At 45.6% G+C, this 25,222-nt stretch carries 17 protein-coding genes; 12 read left to right on the forward strand and 5 right to left on the reverse strand.

The genetic code is table 11. The features are described from left to right. The first annotated feature begins 69 nt into the window (after window positions 1-69). The 6 genes from AB9P05_RS10225 (at window position 70) to secDF (ending at window position 6,095) form a co-directional block, all read left to right on the forward strand. Window positions 70-552: an FKBP-type peptidyl-prolyl cis-trans isomerase gene (locus AB9P05_RS10225; protein ID WP_371908729.1), complete on the forward strand. Its 483-nt coding sequence runs from the start codon at window positions 70-72 to the stop codon at window positions 550-552. An 8-nt stretch (window positions 553-560) separates the two neighbouring features. After that, entirely contained in the window at window positions 561-1,139 is a 579-nt protein-coding gene (locus tag AB9P05_RS10230) for a non-canonical purine NTP diphosphatase (RefSeq protein WP_371908730.1), read from the forward strand. A gap of 7 nt (window positions 1,140-1,146) precedes the next feature. After that, a complete protein-coding gene (locus AB9P05_RS10235; RefSeq protein WP_371908731.1) occupies window positions 1,147-1,776 on the forward strand; it encodes a uridine kinase in 630 nt (209 codons plus the stop codon). After that, window positions 1,773-2,465, forward strand: a complete 693-nt coding sequence (locus tag AB9P05_RS10240) for a TrkA family potassium uptake protein (RefSeq protein WP_371908732.1) — start codon at window positions 1,773-1,775, stop codon at window positions 2,463-2,465. Before AB9P05_RS10235 ends, AB9P05_RS10240 begins: the two co-directional genes overlap by 4 nt. Window positions 2,466-2,511: 46 nt before the next feature. Further along, window positions 2,512-2,898 (forward strand): hypothetical protein, encoded by a 387-nt coding sequence (locus AB9P05_RS10245; RefSeq protein ID WP_371908733.1) that lies wholly within the window; start codon window positions 2,512-2,514, stop codon window positions 2,896-2,898. Window positions 2,899-3,008: 110 nt separating this feature from the next. Continuing rightward, entirely contained in the window at window positions 3,009-6,095 is a 3,087-nt protein-coding gene (gene secDF, locus AB9P05_RS10250; protein ID WP_371908734.1) for a protein translocase subunit SecDF, read from the forward strand. A gap of 98 nt (window positions 6,096-6,193) precedes the next feature. Here secDF and AB9P05_RS10255 read toward each other — a convergent pair whose 3' ends face one another. Further along, entirely contained in the window at window positions 6,194-7,255 is a 1,062-nt protein-coding gene (locus AB9P05_RS10255; protein ID WP_371908735.1) for a methyltransferase, read from the reverse strand. Between the two features lie 1,187 nt (window positions 7,256-8,442). Here AB9P05_RS10255 and AB9P05_RS10260 point away from each other — a divergent pair. Beyond that, complete coding sequence (locus AB9P05_RS10260; protein ID WP_371908736.1) at window positions 8,443-9,486, forward strand: T9SS type A sorting domain-containing protein; 1,044 nt, start codon at window positions 8,443-8,445, stop codon at window positions 9,484-9,486. A gap of 51 nt (window positions 9,487-9,537) precedes the next feature. Here AB9P05_RS10260 and AB9P05_RS10265 read toward each other — a convergent pair whose 3' ends face one another. Beyond that, on the reverse strand, window positions 9,538-10,140 hold the full coding sequence (locus AB9P05_RS10265) for a hypothetical protein (RefSeq protein WP_371908737.1): 603 nt from the start codon (window positions 10,138-10,140) through the stop codon (window positions 9,538-9,540). 253 nt (window positions 10,141-10,393) lie between these two features. Between AB9P05_RS10265 and AB9P05_RS10270 the strand changes: the two genes are divergently transcribed. Together AB9P05_RS10270 and AB9P05_RS10275 are read left to right on the forward strand one after the other, a co-directional pair. Beyond that, on the forward strand, window positions 10,394-11,281 hold the full coding sequence (locus AB9P05_RS10270) for a DUF4382 domain-containing protein (protein WP_371908738.1): 888 nt from the start codon (window positions 10,394-10,396) through the stop codon (window positions 11,279-11,281). A gap of 144 nt (window positions 11,282-11,425) precedes the next feature. Beyond that, entirely contained in the window at window positions 11,426-12,949 is a 1,524-nt protein-coding gene (locus tag AB9P05_RS10275) for an IS1182 family transposase (protein ID WP_371911331.1), read from the forward strand. 114 nt (window positions 12,950-13,063) lie between these two features. Here the strand turns inward: AB9P05_RS10275 and AB9P05_RS10280 are convergent, their stop codons facing one another. Continuing rightward, entirely contained in the window at window positions 13,064-16,294 is a 3,231-nt protein-coding gene (locus AB9P05_RS10280; protein ID WP_371908739.1) for a PKD domain-containing protein, read from the reverse strand. Between the two features lie 555 nt (window positions 16,295-16,849). Here AB9P05_RS10280 and AB9P05_RS10285 point away from each other — a divergent pair. From AB9P05_RS10285 to AB9P05_RS10295, 3 genes are all read left to right on the forward strand, one after another. Then, complete coding sequence (locus AB9P05_RS10285; protein ID WP_371908740.1) at window positions 16,850-19,759, forward strand: UPF0182 family protein; 2,910 nt, start codon at window positions 16,850-16,852, stop codon at window positions 19,757-19,759. A 221-nt stretch (window positions 19,760-19,980) separates the two neighbouring features. After that, on the forward strand, window positions 19,981-21,498 hold the full coding sequence (locus AB9P05_RS10290) for an ATP-binding protein (protein WP_371908741.1): 1,518 nt from the start codon (window positions 19,981-19,983) through the stop codon (window positions 21,496-21,498). A gap of 48 nt (window positions 21,499-21,546) precedes the next feature. Further along, window positions 21,547-22,953, forward strand: coding sequence for an exonuclease domain-containing protein (locus AB9P05_RS10295; RefSeq protein ID WP_371908742.1), 1,407 nt, complete (start codon window positions 21,547-21,549; stop codon window positions 22,951-22,953). Here AB9P05_RS10295 and lysA read toward each other — a convergent pair. Together lysA and AB9P05_RS10305 are read right to left on the reverse strand one after the other, a co-directional pair. Next, the gene (lysA, locus tag AB9P05_RS10300; protein ID WP_371908743.1) at window positions 22,932-24,164 is read right to left on the reverse strand and encodes a diaminopimelate decarboxylase; all 1,233 of its coding nucleotides are present in this window, start codon (window positions 24,162-24,164) and stop codon (window positions 22,932-22,934) included. The two genes, AB9P05_RS10295 and lysA, sit on opposite strands and share 22 nt — an antisense overlap. A gap of 112 nt (window positions 24,165-24,276) precedes the next feature. Next, a complete protein-coding gene (locus tag AB9P05_RS10305) occupies window positions 24,277-25,092 on the reverse strand; it encodes a hypothetical protein (protein ID WP_371908744.1) in 816 nt (271 codons plus the stop codon). Between the last annotated feature and the right edge of the window lie 130 nt (window positions 25,093-25,222).

Below are 25,222 nucleotides of genomic sequence, written 5' to 3' on the forward strand. Positions count from 1 at the left end.
GCAGGCCCTGTGCCTGCTTTTTATTTGTCGTATACTATGTAAATTTGGACGTTTGATCGTTTGTTGAATATGAAAAAATCACTGCTATATATTCTGGCTATCATGCCATTCGCCCTGTTCAGTTGTCTTAATGACGATGACCCTGAACCCTTTGTTCCCCCTACTCACGCAGAAGAGGTACAATCCATCGAGGACTTTCTGGATGCCAGAAATATTGCCTACCAGAGCGATACCAGTGGTATGCGCTACTATATCGATTCTGTAGGCACAGGACCCGCCCCCCGGGAAGGCGATACCGTAAGCGTGCGCTACACCGGCTTCTTTCCAGGTGGCAATGTCTTTGACAGTAACGAAAATGGCCTGCCACTCGAGTTCGTCATTGGCGAAGGGAGAGTAATAAGAGGGTTCGAGTACAGCGTTTTAAAACTGAACGAAGGCGGTGCAGGTACCTTCTTCCTGCCCTCTCGCCTGGCCTACGGTAGCACCGGCGGAGGTCCCATTCCTCCTTATACAATCATTGGTTTCGAAGTCCATCTAATTAGCGTCAGGTAATTCTGATTATGAAGATTTGCTTCGCTACCAATAACCAGAAAAAGCTCGACGAGATCCGTGATATTCTCGGTGATGAGTACGATATCCTGAGCCTTCAGGATATCGGCTGTCACGAGGAGCTGGCAGAGACTCAGAAGACCCTGGAAGGGAACAGTGCCCAAAAGGCAGAATACGTGCATCAAACCTATGGGGTAGACTGCTTTGCAGACGATACCGGCCTCGAGGTGTACGCACTTGATGGTGAGCCGGGCGTATATTCCGCCCGCTATGCCGGACCCGGACGTGATAATGAGGCCAACATCCGTAAGCTGCTCGAAAGGCTGGCAGATAAAAAAGACCGCCGCGCCCAGTTCCGGACCGTTATCTCCCTTATCATCGATGGGAAGCTCAGGCAGTTTGAAGGGTGCATTAAAGGGGAGATCATTGATGAAAAGAAAGGGACAGCAGGCTTTGGCTACGACCCCGTTTTTGTTCCCTCCGGAGAGTCACTGACCTTTGCCCAAATGGGTAGCAGCAAAAAAAACGATATCAGCCACAGGGCTCTCGCCGTGGCTAAACTTATCAAATTCCTTAAAAAGAAGAAATAATCCTCTGATGAAGGAAGGCCATAATCCCTACATTGTTGGCATTACAGGCGGTAGCGCCAGTGGAAAGACCCGTTTTCTCAATAGCCTGATAGGTAAGTTCACCTCTGATGAAGTCTGCCTTATCAGCCAGGACAATTACTACCGGCCACGTCATCTGCAACCTGTGGATGAGAATGGCGTCCAGAACTTTGACACCCCTCATAGCATCAATCATGAGGAATATGCTAACGATATTCGTAAGCTCAAGCAAGGTGTCATCGTAGAGCGGGAAGAATATACATTCAATAACCCTGAGGCCACCCCCTCAAAGCTTATTTTCAAGCCCGCCCCCATCATTGTGGTCGAGGGAATCTTCGTATTCTACTATCCGGAGGTATCAGAGTTACTTGACCTTAAGGTGTTTATTGATGCTCGTGACTACATAAAGCTTAAGAGAAGGATCATCCGTGACCGGGACGAAAGAGGCTATGACCTTGAGGACGTGCTCTATCGCTACGAGAAACATGTGGCGCCTACATTTGATAAATATATTAAGCCATTTAAGTACGAGGCAGATGTTATCCTGCCCAATAACCGCGACGATGCCTTCGACCGTTCGCTCGATATGCTCGTGACCTTTTTACGCTCCAGGATATGACCAATAAATTCGCAGTAATAGGATTGGGCCAGTTTGGCACCTCCATCGCCCGGACACTCGCCGGTCGGGGCGCAGAAGTCCTGGCTATCGATATCCATCTGGATAAAGTAGAAGCCATGAAGGATGATGTAGCCTATGCCGTGGCCCTGGATAGCACAGATGTTAAGGCCCTGCAGGCCCAGAATATCATGGACATGGATGCCGTGGTTGTGGCCATAGGAGAAAACTTCGAAGGCCTCTTACTTACTACAGTACGCCTCATGGAACTGGGTATTAATCGGCTCATTGCAAGGGCGGCCAATGCGCAGCAACGGATGATCCTGGAAAAGGTAGGTGTCAAGGAAATATTAAGCCCCGAGGATACGGTAGGTAAAACAGTGGCCGAGATGCTATTGCACCCAAATATGCATTCTTTTCTGCCTCTGCCTGATGATTACGAGATTGTCGAGATCAACACCCCTGGCCGTGTAGTGAACCAAACAGTAAGCGAAGTTGGTTTACGTGAAAAGTATAACCTCAACCTGATCACCATCAAGCGTATTTACGAAGAAGAAAAAGAAGGTGAGGTAGTCAAGGTAGAGCACATCATTGGTGTTCCCAAAGGAGATACCGTGCTTTATGAAACTGACATCATAATCATCCTTGGTAAAGTACAGGATGTAAACAAGTTTATAGAAGTCAATAAGTAATTAAGTGGAATATTGTTATTAATTCCCTAATTTCGCGACTTCAACTATGCGGAAACAATTTTCCATATCCATCGTCTGGCAGGTAGCCGCCCTTATGCTGGTGTTCATCACCGGTGCAGGTCCTTCCTTCACCGCCCTGCAGGGCTTCGGTGATCAGGTCGGTGTGGTATCTTCTGTCAGCACGCAGGAGGATCATTCTGCTGACGACAAACAGCCATTCTCTGAGGATAGAGAAGAGCAGGAAGTTATTTCTGCCCTGCATGCTACCCTGCCGGTAGCTCCTTTCCACATTAATGTGCTCCCCGCACTGGCTGTGGCTAACCTTCCCCGAATAGAATTTTCCATGCCGCCCCTGCCCCGTATGGTGGCACCGGCCACACAGGTCTATTTTAAAACCTTATTCAGGCGCATCATTTCCCCCAACGCGCCCTAGTAGCATCCTTTCCGTTCTCTTTTCAGATAGCGGTACCTTCTATCGTGTAGCTCACGGGCTATACATCTTACAATAACATTACTCATCTATTTATTTAAAACGTATACCCAATGCGTAATAAAGGCATAATTGTAACGCTGACCGTAATTATTACGGCCCTTTGCCTATTCTATTTGCATTTTACCTTTGTCGCCCGCTCATTTATTGACGAGGCTACAGAATATGCCACTACAGAATCAGGCAGTATTGATTATCAAAAAAGACAGGCTTACCTGGACAGCCTCCGCCGTACAGAAGTGTATAACTTCCTTGGTGCAGGCTATACCTTTGAGGATATTGAGAATAACCAGTTAAACCTGGGGCTTGACCTTAAGGGTGGTATGCACGTAACACTTGAGGTATCCCCCATAGAGATCGTGCGTGGCCTGGCCAATAACTCGCAGAATCCTGCTTTCAATGCCGCTATCGAGCGTGCCCGTGAAATGTCCCGCACCAGTGAGGAGCCATTCACCGAACTATTCTACGAAGCTTATAAGGAAGAGAAGCCCGACGGCAGACTCGCAGAAGTATTTGCCAACGCCGCCAACCGCGACCGCTTTAGCTTCCAGTCTACCGACCAGGAGATCCTTTCTGTTATTAACGAGGAGATAGAAGGGGCTATTGACCGCTCATTCCAGATCCTGCGTACACGTATTGACCGTGCCGGTACTACCCAGCCAAACATACAGCGCCTGCCTAACAGCGACCGTATCCAGGTGGAACTACCCGGTGTGGAAGATAAAGAGCGTATCCGTAAGCTCCTCCAGGGAGTGGCCAAGCTCGAATTCTTCGAGGTACAGAATATGAACGAAGTGAGTGCTGTGCTTTCTTCAATAAACCAGAAGCTGCTGCAGGAAGAGAAGCTTGCCAGAGCCACAGGTGAAACGCAAGAAACTGACGCCCCTGAAGTAAACGAAGAAGACATCCAGGAAATGCTCCAGGATCAGCCTCAGGCAGAGCTTACCGAAGCCGGCGCAGAAGAAGAAGCTCTCACGGAGGGAGATACATCTGAGCTTAGTGAGGAAGACCTAGAGTCCCAGCTTGCCCAGGCAGACAGCGTGGCTGCTGATAGTGCATTGAATCAGAATACGTCAGCCCTCTTCCGTAACCTTGTTTATTCTGATCAGATGAGCCTTTACTACGAAGTGAAGGACACCAGCAAGATCAACAGAATACTGAAAAGAGATGAAATAAAGTCTCTTATTCCCCGTAATATCAAGTTTCTCTGGGCGGTTAAGCCAATCGAGATGGGGGCTGAAGGCGACGAGGACCAAATGGAAGCCCTCCGCTTGTACGCGATCAAAACAGAGCGTGGTGGCAAAGCCCCTCTTACAGGTGATGCCGTATCAAATGCCAGCATCGACTTCAGCACAGGTAATCCGGGCATCAGCATGCGTATGAACCCTGCCGGTACTAGAGACTGGGCGCGCCTTACTGCTTCCAATATCGGCAGAGCCGTTGCTATCGTGCTTGACAACTACGTTTACTCTGCTCCTGTAGTACAGAGTGAAATCACCGGTGGCAGCAGCCAGATTACAGGTGACTTCACCATAGAAGAAGCTGAAGACCTTGCCAATGTACTGAAGGCCGGTTCACTCCCTGCTCCTACACGTATTGTAGAAGAAGCCGTCGTAGGACCTACACTCGGCAAGCAGGCTCAGGCTCAGGGCGTGATCTCTATTCTTGCCGGACTTGGTATCGTGATCCTGTTCATGATCGCCTACTATAGCAAAGGAGGTATCATTGCTAATGTGGCCCTGCTGTTCAACGTACTCTTTATACTCGGTATCCTTGCTCAGCCTTCACTCGGTACATCACTTACCCTGCCGGGTATTGCCGGTATCGTACTTACTATCGGTATGTCGATAGATGCCAACGTTCTCATTTTCGAGCGTATCCGTGAAGAACTGCGAAATGGCGTAAATAAGATGCGGGCTATCCAGCTTGGTTATGAGAAGGCATTCAGCTCTATCATAGATGCCAACGTGACTACCCTTATCATTGCCATCATCCTGTTTGTACTTGGCCAGGGACCTGTTAAAGGTTTCGCCGTTACCCTGATGATCGGTATCTTCTGTTCATTCTTCTCAGCCGTATTTATCACCCGGGTGATAGTTACATGGATGACGAAGAAAGGTGATGACAGCAAAATTTCTTTTGCCACTCCGTTCAGCAAATCACTGCTGGCAGGTCTTAATATCGAGTTCATCGGTATAAGAAAGAAGGCTTACATGTTCTCAGGTGCATTCATCCTTATTGGTATGATCGTACTGGGTGTTTTTGGTCTTAACCTCGGCGTTGACTTTACAGGAGGTCGCTCTTACGTGGTTAGCTTTACGCAGCCTGTGGTTCCTTCTGAACTGAAAGTAGACCTCACAGATGATTTTGAGAATAAGAGTGTGGAGGTGAAAACGTTCGGCAGCAGCAATGTGCTGAAAGTAACCACAAGTTACCTTATCGATGATGAGCGTGAGGAGGCAGATGGTTTGGTAGAAGACCGCCTCGTGGCCGGTATTACCGAGGCTACAGGGATGACCTTCGTTCCCAATGGAAATGCTCTTGATGATGCAGCCAATTCATTTACCATATCAAGCTCAAGCAAAGTAGGGGCTACTATCGCCTCCGATATCAAACGCAGTAGCTGGGAGTCTGGCCTGCTTGCACTGGTAGCCATCTTCTTCTACATCTACGTGAGGTTCCATAAGTGGCAGTTTGGACTGGGTGCCATCGTAGCCCTGTTCCACGATGTGCTGTTTACGCTTTCTGCTTTTGCCATAGCCGGCCTGCTGGGATTCAGCTATGAAGTAGATCAGATATTTATAGCCGCCATTCTTACCATCATCGGTTATTCCATCAACGATACCGTGGTAGTGTTTGACCGTATTCGTGAATACCTCGGCGAGCGTGTAGGCAATAACACCAAGTCTACCTTTAATATTGCCATCAACAGTACCCTCAACCGTACCGTGATCACATCAGTAACCACCCTTATTGTGGTGCTTATCCTATTGATCTTCGGTGGTGAGGTACTCAGAGGGTTCAGCTTTGCCCTGTTTGTAGGTATACTCGTAGGTACTTACTCTTCCATATTTATTGCCGCTCCTACTGTAGTGGATCTGTACGAGAGGTCTGAGGCCAGGAAAAAAGTACAGGCCTGATAGATAAGTAAGGCTATCATCAAAAAGCCCTCCGCTGATTTCAGCGGAGGGCTTTTTTTGTTCTGATCTTAAGTCAGCCTGAGTCCGACATCTATTACTTACTTGTAGGCGATAGCTGCACTAACAGGCCCTGTGAGAGGGAAAAACTCTGTGCGCTTGAATCCTGCCTCTTTTACCCACGTATCAAACTCACTGAAGGTATAGTTAAACCCACCGTCAGACTCGATAAGCATGTTAAGCGACATAAGAAGTCCGAATGAGTTCTCTATACGGTTGTCATCCAGGATCATCTCGATGATGATCAGTGCGCCACCTTCGGGCAAGCCTTCGTAGGCCTTTCTGATCAGGCGCCTCTTATTTTTCATGCTGAAGCTATGAAGGATATTACCCATGGTGTATACATCTGCCTGAGGAAATTTCTCAAACCAGAAGTTACCCTCATGAATCTTCACGCGACCTTCTACACCATACTGCTTAATGGTATCCTCTACAAGCGGAGTAAGGGCCGGAAGGTCAAACGAAGCAAGCTCCAGGTGCTCATGCTTCATAGCCAGTACAGACGCTAGTACACCGCCTGAACCACCTATGTCTACCACCTTCTTATAAGGGCTGAAGTCATACTTTTCTGCAATGGCCATAAAGTTGCCCATCTGTATGCTCCCCATGGCATCTGTAAAGGACTTTAATGTGTCTTTGTCTTCATAGATCGCCTCGAAGGATTCTTTGCCAGTATATTTAATCTCGTTTTGAGCCTCTCCAGTTTGTAAGCCCTCTTCAAGGTCCGCCCAGAAGCGATACTCCCGGTCATTAGCCATGCTAAGGAAACCGCCGATATACTGGGGACTGCTTTTAATAAGGAAAGTACGCGTATCCAGTGTATTGAAGTACAGGGCCGTTTCGCCGGTACCTTCTCTGTGCAGGAAGCCCATAGACGCCAGAGCGTCAAGCCAGTCATAAAGGTGTGATGGGTGAATACCAAGGCCTTTACCAATGGTAGGTCCTGTCTCCTTTTTCTCTCCTAAAAATGAGAAGAGATCAAGTTTAATAGCTGATAGAAGTGTTTTTGATGCCCAAAAGCCCAGGCCTACCTGCATTATTTGTGTAGGATCTGCCTGCTTCGCCTGAGAAGTCAGGTTAGGTAAGTTAGCAAAATGTTCCATTAAAAACCGGTTGATGAATAAACTGGTATAACAATATATTCCAAAATAGTTATTTTAGAATGAGTTCAATATTAATTGGAAATAATTTGTAAAGTAACCCATAAAATTCATGGAATTTTTTAATTAATTATTTAATTGTTGCAACATGAATTGTTTGATTAATCTTTGTTGAACATGGGAAATAGAGAAGTTCTTTGCTTATAGCCTTCAAATTATGCAATAAATAAAGGTTCCTAACCGTATATTGGTTTTATCTGTTTCTGATAATTAGTCAATATTATATCTGTATTGGTAAATAATTTTATAGGTCTGATTTTATATAAAATTGACCTATATCAATTTTTAAAAAGGCTAAGGATAAAATTCATCAAAAAATAGTGGTCTGGTTAAGAGTTTTTTAACTGCTTTAATGGGGTGGATTTCAGGGGGTACTTAAAAATAGAAGGCAAATTAATAAGGAGGTTTTAAGCTGATGGGCAGCTACGTGACCAGCCTGAATGGGGTCCGCTTCTCTTCGTTTTTTGGTGGGAGGTAGAGGCCCTATTTCCCAATACTCTGGGGCATTATAGTGGTGGAGGTAGCCATGCTATTCTGTTAGTGAGAGAATAGTGGCGGTCTGATTAGAACGAGCGGGTTGAAGTAAGGAATAAACTCATCATTGAATAGAATTTGACTTAAAATAGCATAAACCATTAATCTTACTCCCTCATTGTGGCCCTCTGAGAGGAAATTGCCATATTCTCCTCAAAGCTTATTACTGAAAAGTTGTAATAGATTATTTCTCCCTTGGGCTAATGGTTTTTCGATAAAAGGCCTCATGGTCAGATATCCCCTATTAAGAAGTAAGAGGGTGAAGTTCAATTTAATAGCATGGGCATGCATAAAACCACATCCGAAGACAATTTTAATTCGACGAAACCGGCTTTGTGATAGGTAGGCGTAAATTATTGTATGTCTCTGACTGGCTCTTTCAGAAAAATAGTGATTTTGATTTTTAATTATTGGACTGACAAGCTTTTAGGCTCAAAAAAAGTCGGATTCCAGACATTAAAAACAGGTTTTTTTACTATTTGGGAGATGTCGGCTGTTTTGCAGCAAACTTCTATGCGTAAGGTTCGGTACGAAATCCACCAAATTTTCACGTCGAATCCTCTAATTTTGTATTCGAATTATTCATAATAAGTGGCATGAAGTTCAATAAGCTTTTCCTTTGTTTGTGTGTGGGTTTCGCTTTTACGGTTGAAACACTGCACGCTCAGACATGTACAACTATTGCTAACGGTGACTGGTCAGATGCCAGCACATGGAGCTGTACCGGTGGCGTGAGGAATCCGCCAGTAGGAACCTGGAATGGCGTAGAGCTCATCATTAACCATGATATTTACATTGGTAATAACGATGTAATCAACATGAGCTTTAGCAGTACCATGTCCAAACTTACCATCACTTCTGGTAGTACACTCGTGTTTAGATCAAATTCTCAATTGAGGTTACCCTCAGGCTCTCAGGTTGTATTGGAGGAGGGCGCTGAGATTTATGCCGCTAACAACAGCAGATCGACCCTGATTGAGATTGGTGGAAACGGTGTATGGGGAAGAGATTGTGAGGCCGAAGGGTGTACTAATGGTGTTCTTACAGGCCCGGGAACTATGGATGAAAACTCCAACCCTAACGATCCGCTACCCGTAGATTTGCTGTTTTTCGATGCAAATCTTATAGGTAACAACGTGCAATTACGTTGGGCTACCACATCGGAATATAATAACAGTCACTTCATTATCGAGAAAGCAGGAGCCAACCTCCAATTCTCCGAAGCTGGCAGGATAGAAGGTGTCGGCGATAGTGATGTGCTGTTGAATTACAGCTTTACGGACAGGTCACCCATTAGTGGCGTGTCATATTACCGCCTGGTTCAGGTGGATCTGGATGGAAGTACTGAAATTTCCAGGACAGTGGCTATTCATTCCTCATTTATTAATGCCGGTGTAAAGATTTTCCCCAACCCCTCCGTTGGCGGGAGCATCTCACTGGAGTATTACCACCCTGAGGTAAATAGCCTGAAGGTAACTTATATGGATGCTACAGGCAGAGTAGTCTATAAAGAAGAGGTAACTGAGCCAATAGGTAGCCGTGTGGAACTAGGAAAAGACATTAACCTTGAAAAAGGATTATATGAGGTACATATACTTTTAGACAATCTTGTATACGTAAAAAGATTGCTTGTAAACTAATTAGTTAGTCAAAGGAAAAGTAAGACTAAGGGCCTCCGGGCCCTTTTTTATTTAATACGTAATAGCACCCTCCCTGGGGTCTCCTATTGTATTTGCTATTCCATTGCTAACCCGCATGGATGATGCCAGCGCCAGGAGAGCGTCTATATGATGCCAGCTGATCTCACCATCAGGGATCTCCCATGCTGTATGTTGGGTAATGATGTCACAGGCTAAGTGCATATTTCCCCCGCTCTTTTTATACCCCGCTCCATCCAGGCTCCACTGGCGAGCCATTAATTTTGGGTAAACTTCTACTACCTGGCTAGACACTGAATTTTCCACGGCAGTTTTAAGCTTTATGGCTCTTGCTGTAAGGCCACCTATAAACATTGGAGACATAGCTCCTGCGGTACGGTCAGATATCCGGTAGAAATAATCATCATAATCAGTGGGCCACCGGTATATACCTGGTAATGATAGGGGGGCATCAATACCCAGAATGTAAGGTTTTAAATCCTGAATCAGGTTAAGAAGGAAATCATCAGCAGACTTTCCTTTTAATGATCTTTTCCAATTGACAGTCAGGCTGTCTGCTTCGACCCAGGCGATAACCGTATGTCCCGAAAGTTTGCTGCCAAAGTCTACTCCTGCCACAGGATAGGATGCTTTCATGAAATTAATGTAGTCTTTTAGGGTACTTGTTATAAGAATAAAACAAGCCTGTCTTTGTAAAGTTAATTGGTTTATTGTGCTGGTAATGGTAGCTATTATTTTTTAGTAAAATTAGAAGGTGAAATGAAAAATACTGGTTTTAAATGGTGGTATTTTAAGTATCTGTGTAGTCAGTGTCATTAAAAAATTACATTTATGAATCCATTAATTAGTCATATCGTACATTATAGCATAAAATAATTATGATATGAAGATGAATAAGTTATTTCAGGGTCTTGCCTTGGCTTCAGCCGTATTTTTTGCATCGTGTAGCGATGACGAAGGCAGTACCGGTACATTAAGTTTGTCTATTACTGATGCGCCCATTGATGCCGACCTTGTGGAAGAGGCTGTTATTTCATTTACTCAAGTGGAGGTAAACGGACCCGAAGGTTGGGAAACAGTAGCCCAATTTGAAGAGCCTTTGTCGATTAATCTGCTCGACTACCAGGAAGGTGACGGGTATTTCATAACAGAAGAAGAGTTGCCTGCAGGAAATTACAGTGAGTTCAGGCTAAAGCTTTCAGCCCCTGAACGTGATGGTGGTGATGCGGCCAACCCCGGTTCATACCTGAAAATGACTGATGGTACAGTAGAGCCTCTTTTCGTTCCCAGTGGTTCTCAGTCAGGTTTCAAAATTAAAGGCGAGTTTTTCCTACAGCCTGATGGCGTAACCAATGTAACCCTGGACTTTAACCTGAGAAAGAGTGTGGTAATAGCCGGAGCCAGTGAAAAATATCTTCTAAAACCAGTTGTGAGACTAATTGTAAACGAAGACGCCGGCATGATAGACGGTACGCTTGTGGATGCAGATAGCATTGGGGGGTCGCTGGTAGTGTATAGCTATGATGATGATACCTTTACTGAAGCCGAACTTACGGCCGATCTGGAGGAAAATGCTTTCCCCAACTCTGTAAATTCTGACCTGCTGGACGAAGCCGGAGATTTCAGGTTGGCTTTTATGAGTAGCGGAATCTATGACTTGTATTTTGTAAGAACCCTGGATGGTGTGGAAGAAGTGATTGGCACCCGCCAGGATGTGGATGTAATTCCTGGAACCATTGTGGACCTGACAGTATATGCTGATTCACTTGCTAATTGAGCAAGGATAATAAGCTAAGCGATATAATTTTAGGAAGAGGAGGCTGTCTCAAAAGGCAGCCTCTTTTTTTTTGGAGTTGGCCATAAAAAAAGCGAGGGCATTACTACCCCCGCTTTCCAAGATGTGATATCTTGAGTTGTGTCAATAAGCGAAAAGATAGTTTTTAAAGACTACAACCCCAAGCAAATTATGCTTTTACCTCCGAGCCTGGAGGAGTTAATAGAGGCAGACCATCCAGTTCGGGTGGTCAACGAAGTGGTCGATCGTCTTGATATTGCCCCTCTATTGACTGGTTATAAGCCTGGCGGTACATCAGTATATCATCCAAGGATGCTGCTTAAAATATTGATTTACGGGTATATGAGTAATATCTACTCTACCCGCAAGTTGGAGGCAGCTATTGGTCAAAACGTTCACTTCATGTGGTTGGCAGGTATGAACAAGCCTGACCATAACACTATTGCCCGTTTTCGATGCGATCGGTTGAAAGATAGCCTGAAGGTGATCTTTGCTCAGATTGTAATGTTCTTAGTTGATGAGGGCCTACTGGACTTAAAGACAGTTTACACCGACGGCACCAAGATAGAAGCCCAGGCTAATCGCTACACGTTTGTGTGGGGCAGGTCTATTAAGACCAATACCGAAAAGATAAGCCAACAGCTTGAAGAGTTGTGGGACTATACCCAGCGGGTGGCAGAAGACGAGTTATATCAGGAAAAGCCTGATTTTAGCAAAATCGATGCTCGAAAGGTTAGTGATACTATTGATAGGATTGACCAGGCACTCACGGGCAAGAAGATAGCAAAAGGGAAGAGGCAGAAGCTTACCTATGCACGAAAAAACTGGCCTGGGAAGCTGGCTGAATACCAGCAGAAGCAAGCTATACTGGGACAACGAAACAGCTATTCAAAGACTGACCACGATGCAACCTTTATGATGATGAAGGAAGACCATATGCGAAATGGACAGCTCAAGCCGGGCTATAACCTTCAGATCAGCACCTCCAATCAATACTTGGTAAACTACACGATCCATCAAAATCCTACCGACACCCTAACGTTACAACCCCATCTTAAGAACTATCAGCAGTTATATAACACCCTGCCTGACACTATATGCGCTGATGCAGGATATGGTAGCGAAGAGAACTATGACTATCTGAAAGATAAAGTAGAGAAGGCCTATGTAAAGTATAATTACTTCCATAAGGAGCAAACCAGAAAATGGAAGCAAGACATATCTAAATCTCAGAACCTGCATTACAACGAAGAGCAGGATAAGGTCTATTGCCCGGCAGGCCAGCCAATGGATCATATAGGAAAGCGAAAAACAAAAACTAAGTCGGGTTATGAACAAACTTATGCACAATATCAGGCCAGAAACTGCCTGGAGTGTCCATTAAGGAGCGGTTGTTTTAAAGCAAAAGGCAACCGGATAGTTGAGATCAATCATAACCTTAGAACTCACAAGCAAAAAGTGCGGGATATGCTTATGAGTGACCAGGGAATAGCTCATCGCAAGCAGCGACCGGCAGATGTAGAAACTGTGTTCGCAGCCATCAAACACAACCGGGGCTTCCGCAGATTTATGATGCGGGGAACAGAGAAAGTCGAAATAGAAGCCGGACTACTGGCTATTGCACATAACCTGCTCAAAAAGGCTTCATAGAGAGCCTGTTTTCTTCGCCAAAAGAAAACAGATCATCAATAGCATTTACAGCAGATGAGCCTGGAAAGAAAAAAGTAAAGGCTGCCTCAACACTTTTGAGACAGCCTCCTTTTTCTATTTCAGTAACTGAAGCCAACCTGTGCAGGACTCACCGTTTGGCAGGAGTATTTCAAAATAATAAACGCCCGCCGCCAGGTCGGCCCCGTTCCAGTCATTACCATAATTTTTGGCTTCATGCATTACTTTGCCCCATCGGTTACTAATTACTACATCAACCGGCTCCGGGCTAATGATAGTAAAGGTGTCATTTTTACCATCCTTCGCATCCGGGGTAATTACATTGCCCACCCTGAATCTTTCTACATTTATCTTGCGGGTAAAGGTTTGCTCACAGATACCATTACGGGTAGTCAGTGTAACGGTATAGGCGCCTGGCTCATCGTATTCATGTTGTAAAGAAGCACTATCCGCGGAAGTAGTTCCATCACCGAAGTTCCAGTTTAACTCTTCATATATTTCTCCATCAAAAGAGAAGTCCACCGCCATAATGCCTTCGCACATTGCCGTTCGCTTCATTTCAAAGCCTGTGTCAGGCTGGGGGGTGACGCTAACCATTACAGAGTCAGTAAAGGTACAGCCATTAGCGTCTACCGCCGTTAGTACATACATAGTCGTTGAGTCCGGCGAGGCAGTCGGGCTGGCTATAGTGGGATCGGAAAGTCCCTCTTCAGGCATCCAACTGTATATATCTGCCCCCCCTGCCTGCAGTACCGTCTGGTCACCCTGGCAAATGTTCACATCAGCAGGCATGAAAAACTGGCCTTCAAAAACACTGATCACCTTTTGTGCCCGGCTGGTAATGGCACAGGTTTGTTCGTCATTGATAAGTAAGGAAACGGTATACTGCCCTGCGTTCGGATAAGTGACAGGGGGTGGGTTCTTACCGTTAAAAGTTTCTCCATTCCCAAAGTCCCAGATAAAGTTCTTTCCGCCTACACTTAGGTTGATAAAATTGACTGTTAAAGGAGCACAGCCTGTTTGAGGTTCCGCTTCAAAACGAGCATCCAGCGTAGCCAGGTCAAACTTGAAGGCTGCATTGTTGCAGTTAAAGCTGCTGTTAATCCTGGACCAGGCTCCTGCTGTAGTGGGAAAGTTGTTAGTACCGCCGCAGCCTGCACACACACTTTGGTATACGATGCCCCGCTTGTCAAATCGACTCGTACCACCGTCTACATGGTCATTTTGCTCCTTTCCTCCGAAGTATGTAGCGTAGAGAAGCCTGTTTGCCTGCGGGCCTAATACCATCAGATAAAAATCGTTATTATCCGTAGTGGACTGAAAAGCGTCTGAAGTAAGAGGGAGCTGGTCTATTTCACGTCCGTTCAGAACATAGTTCGATACCCTGTTATTGATACCCGGTCCACCCCAGCCACTGATGAAAATGATATCGCAATCATTTACCAAAAAGGCTGTGGGTCTTATATCCGGATTAACGGCTCCTGAAGCATTTATCTGACCTAGCGTAGTAGAAAACAGTGTGCTGTCAAGTGCCGGTGTCAGTTTGTGAAGAAACTGCCCGGCGTTACTGTTCCTGTAGGTAGTTCCCTGAATGGGGTAATTACCTTTTGTTTGTCCCAGTATAAAAATATTATCATCGGCGTCCTGATCCAGAAGATAGGCCTGATCATAAGCTGAAGTTCCTAGGTATGTGCCGCCTAGCTGGGTATTAGTGGCCGGGTCAAAGCGGGCTATCCACCCATCTATGCTTCCGCCATAAAGGCTATCCATACTGCTTAGCGGTATATCGGAACTGCTTGTCCCTCCGGCAGCGTAGATGTACCCGTTCGCATCCGTACGGATAGCATAAGCCCCATCATGATTGCTTCCACCAAAAAACGTACCCCATTCCAGGTTAGATAAGTCCGGACTCATCTTTACGATAACCCCGTCATAAGCCCCCGCATGTGCCTTCATAGGCGTGTAACTCCCAAAAAAATCCGCCGATTCTGTAGAGGTAGCTGCATAAATGAAGTCGTTTTCATCTATGTAGATTTCCCCCCTGAACTCATCACCATAATTTTTTGACAATGGATTGAAGGAACTCATAAGGCAGTCCAGCCCCTGTCCGCCCAGTAGGGTAGAGCCTAACAGTTCGCTGCCATCATTAGATAGCTTAGCAATGTACATATCCGCTCCCTGGTCGAAGGTAATACCATCTATCACCTCCAGATTAGGGCCGCCCTCAAAGGTGTTTTTGTATGCACCAGCTGTTGTAGGAAAATCCGGAGAACCTGTAGCTCCCAGTATGACCAGATTGCCTGCATTATCTACGATCAGGCTATGGGGCGTTTCTGTATTACTTGCGCCCAGGTAAGTCGCATAATCCAGGCTACTGCCCAGGCTGTCATACTTCAGTATGCCAATATCTATACCGCCATTAAAGGAAATATCATAAGCACCGATGGTTGAAGGAAAGCCCGGGTCAAACACGATACCGCCGGAATAAAAGTTACTGTTATCGTCATAAGTGGCAGTGAATCCCCAGTTATCTGCGTTGGAGCCGCTAAATGTAGAGAATATCAGAATAGGATCTATGACCATAGGTAAATCAGGGTTATAGCCTGAGGGAAAGCTGAAGCCGACCTGATTATCACTTATCGTAAATCTGCAGCGGATGAATAGCGTGTCAGTACCTGCCACCTGATAGGCTATTGGCCTGGACTCCACCATTCTGTTCACTGATGTTTCAATGATCAACTGCCCGCCCGCCAGCTTGACTGAAGAGGCGCCCCTGTATTTCATTTTGATAATGTTGGGATCGGCTCCGGGGGCTATCAGCAAATCATACTTAAGATCCTGGGGTATCTCGCCAGTACCCACGCTATAAAACCTGGCACCAATACCCGGATATATTTCAGAGAGGGCCACACGCTTGTATCCTTTTGCTCCTTTACCCCAATGAGTAGGATCATTTCCCTTATAGAAATTGAAATTAGCTTTATGTCCATCTTCTCCATTGTATTCCGACAGTTTGGCGCCTTCAAAGGTCATATCAAAGCTATGCATAGGCACCCTGTCCGGATCAGGTAAGCTACTGGCACTGCGCAGGGCGGGTTCCGGCGGGGTAATGTGGCTGTGAAATGTGGCCACCTTTTCCTGAGAATAAAACCCGTACGTAATGCCTTTATCGGTAAGGTACATGGCACCCCCCGGCAGTTGAGTACGAAAAGCTACACTTCCAGGCCACTGACCCTTGTTTTCGATAAAAAGCCCGGGTACCTGGCACTGACAGATAGTGGGAATTAATAATAGAGAGATAATGAAAAAGACGAGACGTAGGGTCATTTGCTATGAGGCATTTGTGACAAAGTAGCAAATATGGAGGAGATTTAAAGCAGACTGGTAGGGGGAAAACACAAAAAAGGTTGCCGCTTGATAGCGACAACCTTTTATTCATCTACTCATTCACTAAACCACGCCGTATGGAATGTATCTTTAAAAAATTACGGAAGCTTGCCTAAGTCCAAAAAGATTTTCGCATTTATTAAAGCGTATAGCTTCGTTAAAAAAATATTGCTCTAGGCAGTTTAAAAAATTTAAATGCGAATATGCTGTCAAAAGTGCTTCCGCTTACTCAACCTATTCGCTCTCTTTAATACCAACCCCGTGCCAAAAATGAAAAATCGCGTTATAACGCCGTTTGGGAGGATTTTACCTAATTACTGTTTATCATTATGATAAAACCACTGAATATCAGAAATTTTCATGTCTCATTATGATAAAATGGGTGTCAATCTGAGATGGTAGTTAATGATCTATAAGAAAACAGGTACGATGAGAAGTATTATTTCAATTTTCTTACCTTTCATTTTTTAAAACCGGTTCACAAAGAATTTTTTTATGTACATCGCGCTGTCAATTGTACTCTATGGTCTGGCTCTTTACTTCTTTTTCAGAGGGCTGTATGTCAAAAAGAGAAACATGGTGGTTCTCGGTGCCGGGATAGCCATCTTCACAATCCTGTTTTTCCGCTTTTTGGTCTTCTATTCAGAATTGCTCTGGTTTGAAAACCTGGGATATGACGATCGCTTCTGGACGCTTGAACTCACCAGGGTCAGCTTTATAGCCGGAGGAGCTATAGGAAGTGCGTTTCTCATGACTCTGCTTACCTTATATCTCTCGCCCTATAAGCAGCGTATAAGGTATCTCTCCATAGCATTGGCTGCCATAACAGGAGGTTTTTGGGGCCTTAGCTCATGGGAGAGCTTTCTTTTGTTTACTAACCAGGTCTCTACCAGTCTGCAGGACCCTATTCTTGGCCAGACAGTTGGCTTCTACCTCTTTACGTTACCTATTATAAAAAGCCTGCTTACCCTGCTCATATGGTTGTCAGTACTTGCACTTATCGTATCGCTGGCTGGTGCATATCTTCACCCTAACCGAAATGGGGTGCTCGAATTTTACCAGCCTATGGGTGATGCCCCCACTATGCGCAGGCTATTCTTTCCGGTTTACTTTACCGGGGGTATTCTGCTGGTCGTGCTGGCTATACAGAAATACATAGACCGGTTTAACCTTATGTATAGTGACTGGGGGGCAGTGGCAGGCCCTGGCTGGACCGATGTGCAAATCAGATTACCTGCCTATTGGGTGGTTAGCGTACTTACCCTGATGGCAGGCCTATCTTTATTACTTACGCCAGGCAGGCGTATATGGCAGAATATGGCCAGAAAGCTACGCGGCGAAGCACATACAAATCACCCTATAGCTTTGATAATGGCAGCTATAAGTGTCGCATTGCTTTGGGTAACAGCCCTTTCCCTTGTACCAGGGGCTTTTCAGTTCCTGAGGGTGGAACCTAACGAAATCACCCTTGAAAAGCCCTACATCCTACATAATATTGATTTCACCCGCCGGGCCTTTAACCTCCATAATGCTGAGGAACGCGAATTTACGGCAGATGGAGATTTTACAGCCTCTACGGTTGAGGATAACCCCGACTTGTTTGAAAATATACGTCTATGGGATTACCGGGCACTGGATGAGGTGTTCAGACAATTTCAGGAGATACGCCTGTACTACGAGTTCAGGGATGTGGACATTGATCGCTACATGATAGACGGCAAATACCGCCAGGTGATGGTTTCGGCCAGGGAAATGAACGTAAATAACCTTCCCGATCAGAGTAAAACGTTCGTAAACCAGCGCTTCAAATACACGCATGGGTTCGGAATTACCCTTACGCCTGTGTCCAATTTTACAAGGGAAGGCCTGCCTGAAATGCTTATTAAGGACATACCTCCCAAATCAGTCTATCCTTCGCTGGAGGTGACAGAGCCACGCATCTACTACGGTGAGGTAGAATCTAACCCGGTAATTGTAAATAGTAATGAACCTGAATTTGATTACCCCAGCGGTGAAGAAAACATATATAACCGGTACGAAGGAGAGGGAGGCGTGCCTCTGACTAACTGGTGGAGACGTTTTGTATATGGTTACAGATTTGACGGTACCCGTTTTCTGTTTAGCAGCTATCCTACAGACAGCAGCCGTATGATGTACCATCGCCAGGTACGCCAGCGCGTGAAAAAGCTGGCCCCCTTTCTCACATATGATAAAGACCCTTATATCGTATTGTCCGGGGGTAGATTATACTGGATAATCGATGCCTATACTACCAGCAGGCATTACCCTTATTCAGAACCCTATAACGAACGCGAGAGCATTTCTTTCGGTGATAGCGAGCAGGACCGTCAGAACACGCAAACCACGCAACCCGGCTTTGCCGGAGTAAACTATCTGCGAAACTCAGTAAAGGCAGTAGTGGACGCATACGACGGTTCAGTGCAATTTTATGTGTTTGATGAGGAAGACCCGCTTATCCGTACCTGGAGTAATGTCTTTGAAGGGCTGTTCAGGCCATCAAGCGAAATGCCGGATGATTTACGCAGCCATGTACGCTACCCCCTGGACATGCTACTGGTACAGGGGCTGGTGTATGCCAAGTACCATATGAGCGATCCCACAGTATTTTACAATCAGGAAGATCTTTGGATCAGAGCTACTGAAAAATATCGTGAAAGCGTACAGGCTGTGGAGCCTTACTATATATTATGGAAGCAGGAAGGTAACCCTGAATTACAATTCAGCCTAATATTACCCTTTACCCCTAAAAACCGCCGCGTGTTGATAGGCTGGGTGGCCGGATTATGCGATGGCGATAATTATGGTAAATTTATCAGCTATAATTTTCCTAAAGATACCCGTGTGCTGGGACCCCAGCAGGTAGAAACCAAAATAGACCAGGACAGTCACTTATCAGGTCAGCTAAGTTTGTGGGACCAGAGGGGCTCAAATGTGATCAGAGGTAATGTACTTGCCATTCCTATAGGCAACACCCTTATCTATGTAGAGCCAATATACCTGCAGGCTGAAACGGCAGCTTACCCTGAGCTCAGGCTTGTGGCAGTAATGCATGGTGATGAACTAAGCTACGCCGAATCATTCGGTGAAGCCCTGGAGGGACTCTTTAACCGACGAGCGGAAGATGGCCGGGGACCATCGCTGCCAGTAAGTGACCGGCCCACCCAGCCGGCTGGAAGCGAAAGTCAGGTGAGGCTTATCGAAGAGGCCAACCGGGCTTTTGAAGAATATGTAAGATATACCTCTCAGCGAAGGTACGAAGAAGCTGGACAGGCACTTCAGGAACTGGAGCAGCATCTGAAAAGTCTTAACGGAAATTCAAACGAAAAATCCACTGAGAATATAGTAATTGGAGACACAACCGCCGCCTCCGGGAACAATGAGTAAGAAAATACCTTAATTTAAGAGAACAAAACATAACCAAATCAGGTATTATTATTGAGGAAATAAATAATTGCCTCACTTGAGTAAATAATTCCTGTAACTTACAGGAATTAGCGGATACGGCCTTGGCTATTTTTTAAACTATGGAAAAGGCTTATATTTAGCACTAACTTTTTGAATTATAACTTTTTAGCGATTCCCTGAAATTTTTTCAACATTGCATTATGGGAACCGACCCTACTGAGGTAGATTGTATGCCATACGCGTCCGAAAGTAAAAATAAGGACAAAACTTCCTACGATTATAGTGCAGGCTTTATCAGAAGTTGTCCCGATATCCTTATGCATCTGAATGAGGATTTGAGGGTGCTTTTTGTAAACGAGGCATTTCAATCCACCTTTCATCTTTCTAATAACGACGTTAAGGGCATGGCTTGGGAAGATACCCCATTTTCCAGGCAGGAAACCGGTGTGGCTGACAGAGCCGAATTACGCAGGCAACTTACGGCCAATGGTGGCAAGTATGACTTTACCTTTAGCTCCACGTCCACAGACGGGAGTGAATCCTGTCAGTATCATACCAGGCTATATGCAGAAAACGGAAACAGCAACTCCCTAACCTATTGGGTCGTTGGACGCAATATAGGAGCGGTTGGTAATAAGGCTAAAACCTACGCGGCTAACTATGACCGCCTGGTGAAAAATTATCCTGACCTGGTTTGTCGATACGATAAAGAGCATCGTATAATCTATGCTAATGAGGCTTGCCAGAAGTTTTTTGGTATAGACTCAGAGGAACTTGTAGGAAAAAAGAAGGAAGATCTGGGGCTGGTAAGCGAAGAGGGGCTGGAGTCATGGAATAAAAAGCTTAAGGCAACCTTTAAAGAAGGGGAGACAGATGACATTACCTTTGAGGTCATATTCAACGGGAAATCCAGGCATTTTCATTCAGTAATAGTTCCTGAGAAAGGGTCTGCCGGGTCTGTAGAGCATATCCTTGCGATAACCCGAGAGGTCACCGATCTAAAAAACACCGAATCGCAGCTCAGAAAAGATAATGAAGACCTGCGTTCGCTCAATACCTATCTTGATAACTTCATATATACCATTGCGCACGACCTGCGTGGCCCTGTGGGTAATTTGAAAAGCCTTCTGTGGCTGTATAAGCTGGAAAGTGATGACAAAGCCCGGCAGGACATCATGAATAAGCTGGAGGATACTTTCGGCAGACTGGATAACCGGCTTAACGGGCTCATTGGCCTTATAGAAAGTATGGCAAACCTTGAAAGTAAGATTGCCACCTGCAAGCTTGAAAACATCATTCGCGATATACAGGCAGATCTGGAGAACCGTCCGGACTTCACCCCCTATACCATTCACAAGCACCTGGATGTAAAAGAGATTAAATACATCGAGGCCTATATGGTGAGCATACTGTCTAACCTGCTATCCAATATCATGAAATACCGCGAACCCAGCCGTCCGTTAAGGATCAGGGTAAGCACCTACCGTATGGGAGAGTTCGTCATTCTCGAAGTAGAGGATAATGGGATAGGAATAGACCTCGAAAATATCGGAAAAGATCTGTTTAAGCCTTTCAGGCGCTTTACTAAGCAAAGCGAAGGCAAAGGCATAGGCCTCCACATCATAAAGACCATGGTAGAGAAAAACGGCGGGCGAATTGAGGTGAACAGTACCGTAGGAGAGGGAACTACCTTTCAGCTTTACCTTAAAGAATACTAACTTACTTAGGAATTCGGCTAAAACGGCTAAATTTTTTAACTTTGGAAAATGTATGCCGTTGTCGATCTGGAGACTACCGGAGGTAGCTGCCGTCATGATAAAATCACTGAAGTAGCCATCTATATTACTGATGGTAAGAAGATTGTGAAATCATGGAGCAGTCTTGTCAATCCCGGTTGCCCTATTCCCGCTCATATTACCCGCATTACTGGTATTGATAACCACATGGTGGCCGATGCGCCGGCTTTTCATGAGGTGGCCAAGACTATAGTAGAGCTGCTGGAAGGCAGAGTCTTTGTGGCTCATAACGTGAACTTTGATTACGGATTCCTGCGGGAATCTTTTGCTGCCCTCGGGTTTCCATTTGATAAGGAAAGGCTCTGTACCGTACAGGCCAGCAGACGTATACTGCCAGGCCACCGTTCATACAGCCTCGGTAAGCTCTGCCATGCTCTCAAAATTCCATTGTATAACCGTCACCGGGCAGCCGGAGATGCGGAGGCTACAGCACTGCTATTGCACCATCTGGTAAGCAATAGCTCACATAATCTGCTTTCTGACTATACGAAAGGGGGTAAGCGTAAAAAAACTACTGCCCGAAAGCTATTAACCGATCTGCCGGAAGCTACCCTCCGGAAGCTTCCTTCCACCACTGGCGTGTACCAGCTTAAAGATGAAAATGGCGTCATACTGTATATTGGTAAAAGCACCGATATGCGCCAGCGCGTACTTACGCACCTGGCAGGCAAGGGGGGGCGTAAAGCTGCCGCCATGGCGCGTATGGTGAAGCAAATAGATACCCTGGAGACCGGCAGCGAACTCGTGGCCCTGCTTCACGAATCCGACCTGATCAAAAAGCATAAACCCTTTTACAATGTTATGCAGAAAAGAGGCGAGTTTGCCATTGGTCTGGCCGTGGATGTCCGGATTGATGGTTACATCCGCATGGAACTAAAAAGGCTTAAGGGAAATGAGCAGGTAGTAGCTGCATTTGCTACGGAAGCCAAGGCTAAAAAGATGCTCACCGCACTGGTGCAGGAGCACAATCTTTGCATGAACCTATGTGGGCTGGAAAAGACGAAAGGTCCCTGTTTTCACCATACACTCGGATGGTGTCTCGGGGCATGCTGCGATAAGGAGAAGCCGGATACCTATAATGCCCGGGCTGAGGAGGCGCTCAGGGCTTTTATGATCCCGGCCGAAGACATGTACATCGTAGACGAAGGGCGAAGTGCCCGGGAGAGAGCCATCATCAGAATAGAAAATGGCCGCTGTACCGGCTACGGCTTTGCCGATGCCGGTAAGTTGGACCATTTATCTTATCTCGCAGGCATAGACATGCAGCCTGTGACAGATTGCAGGTACGTACGGCGTGTGATCAATTCTTTTCTAAGGGAAGAAAAGGTAGAGAGGACCATTCTCTTCAAATCAGATCAGATATCGATCTCCACCTGATTTCTTAACAGATCCTCCATCGTTTCGCGGCGGCGTATCAGCTTAGCCTCACCCTGATGAATCATTACTTCCGCAGGCCTGAATCGGCTATTATAGTTAGAAGCCATACTAAACCCGTAAGCACCTGCATTTTTTATGGCAATGATGTCCCCCTCGCGTAGTTCGCTGAGCTTGCGGTCATAGCCCAATGTGTCCGTTTCGCAGATATACCCTACCACAGTATACACCCTGAAAGTACTTTCGGGATTTGAAATATTGACCATATCGTGGTAAGAGTCATACATCATCGGCCTCAGCAAATGATTCATGCCAGAATCCACCCCCGCAAATACAGTGGCTGGCGTGGTTTTGATCACATTCGTCTTTACGAGGAAGTAACCAGCTTCACTAACCAGAAACTTGCCAGGCTCAAACCATACTTCCAGCTTCCGTCCGTATTCTTTACTGAAATTGGCTATCGTTTCCGAAAGCCTTTTGCCAAGGGCATTAATATCCGTCGTCACGTCCCCTTCACGGTAGGCTACTTTAAAGCCGCTGCCAAAGTCCAGGAACTCAAGATCAGGAAAGTCCTTTGCTGCGTCCAGTAAAATCTGGGCTCCCCTTATGAATACCTCACTGTCCAGAATGTCCGAACCCGTATGCATATGCAGACCCGTTACGTTAATATCATTAGTGGCCACTACCCTTAGCAAGTGCCTCATCTGCAGTATGGATATGCCAAACTTACTGTCGATATGGCCGGTAGATATCTTTGTGTTGCCACCCGCCATGATATGAGGGTTCAGCCTAATGCATACGGGCACTTTATTACCAAATTCGTGTCCGAATTGCTCCAGGATGGATATATTGTCAATATTGATCGTAACACCCAGTTTCACCCCTTCTCTAATCTCATCAATAGACACACAGTTAGGTGTAAATAAAATCTCCTCCGGTGTAAAGCCTGCCTTGAGCCCCAGGTGAACTTCCTGTATAGAAACAGCATCCATACCCGTACCTGCTTTACGCAGGAGCTTTAGTACAGAAATATTGGTGAGAGATTTGGCTGCATACTTAATCCTTACCGGCATAGAGCCAAAAGCCTTTCGAAGCTTTTCAGTCTGGCTTATGATCTTATCGGCATCATAAACATAAACGGGGGTTCCGAATTTTTCGGTAAGTTCCAGGAGGTCAACTCCCTGTATCGTATATCGCTTTTTCGTAAGTTCCATATCCTAAGGTATTGCCCTGCAAATATGGTCAAAAAAAAAGCAGAGGACAACGATCCCGTTACCCTCCGCATCAGAGCGCCTTTTTATAGGCACTTAACCATTACTAACTAATTCAATAATCCAAATCAATCTTTTCTTCTCGCACCTCCCCATTCTGTTCTATTAACAGCAATAGAGTAGGGCTTTTCAGTCTTTTTAGCTGTATCTTCTTTTGGTAGGAGCCATCAAAGTTTTTGAGGGTTTCCTTAAATAATTCTTTTCCCTTATCGTCAGTGACTTTTATATCCGTTGGCACTGCTTCTGCCTCAAAGCTCAGGCTTAGTTCATTGCTTTTCAGATCCACATCATAGTCCAGTGCTGACAGGAAGCCCCCTGGTTCGGGATAAATTCTCTTTCCCCTTTTTACAATTTCGTTCCTGTCCGCTTTTTCACCCATAATTACCGCTACATTCCTTTCCTCTATCATTTGGCGAATATCCTCCGGCAGTTCATCCTCATCTGAAAAACGGTAAACCTCTACCGTTTTACCTTCTCCCTTTTCTACCATTATGACCTTATTGCCATACTCAATTACTTGCGACTTACTGTCTTTATCCTTATCCCCGTGGATAATGATTTCCTCCTTTTTCTTCTCATCACCTGCACGTATGACACGTACCTGCCTCATATTCCCGTTACCGGTAATCATCTCTTCCTTGTCAGTATGGATTACAATCACACCGTCTTCTCCCATAAATTCCTGCAGTTCCTTATCCTCATTCATTTCCTCTTCAGAAGAGTAAGAGCGCGACAGGGTTTTGCCATCTTTAGAAACGTTAATCTTAATGTGCGTTTCCATTCTTTCGCGGCTTGCTTCCTGTGCTGCGGCAGGCAGGGCTACTGAGCCGGTCAGTATAATAGTCAAGAGTAGGTGTGTTGTTGTTTTCATGGAGTTTGAGTGGTTTGATGGTGGTAAGGTAGCAAGAGAACCTATTCCAGCGCGTTAATGGCCGGTTAAAGAATGTTAATAAATGTTAAGCCGAAACAAGTTTTCAATCGATAATGTAGTTTTACAACCA

This window comes from Roseivirga sp. BDSF3-8, from assembly GCF_041449215.1.
In the GTDB taxonomy this organism is placed as follows: Bacteria; Bacteroidota; Bacteroidia; order Cytophagales; family Cyclobacteriaceae; genus JBGNFV01.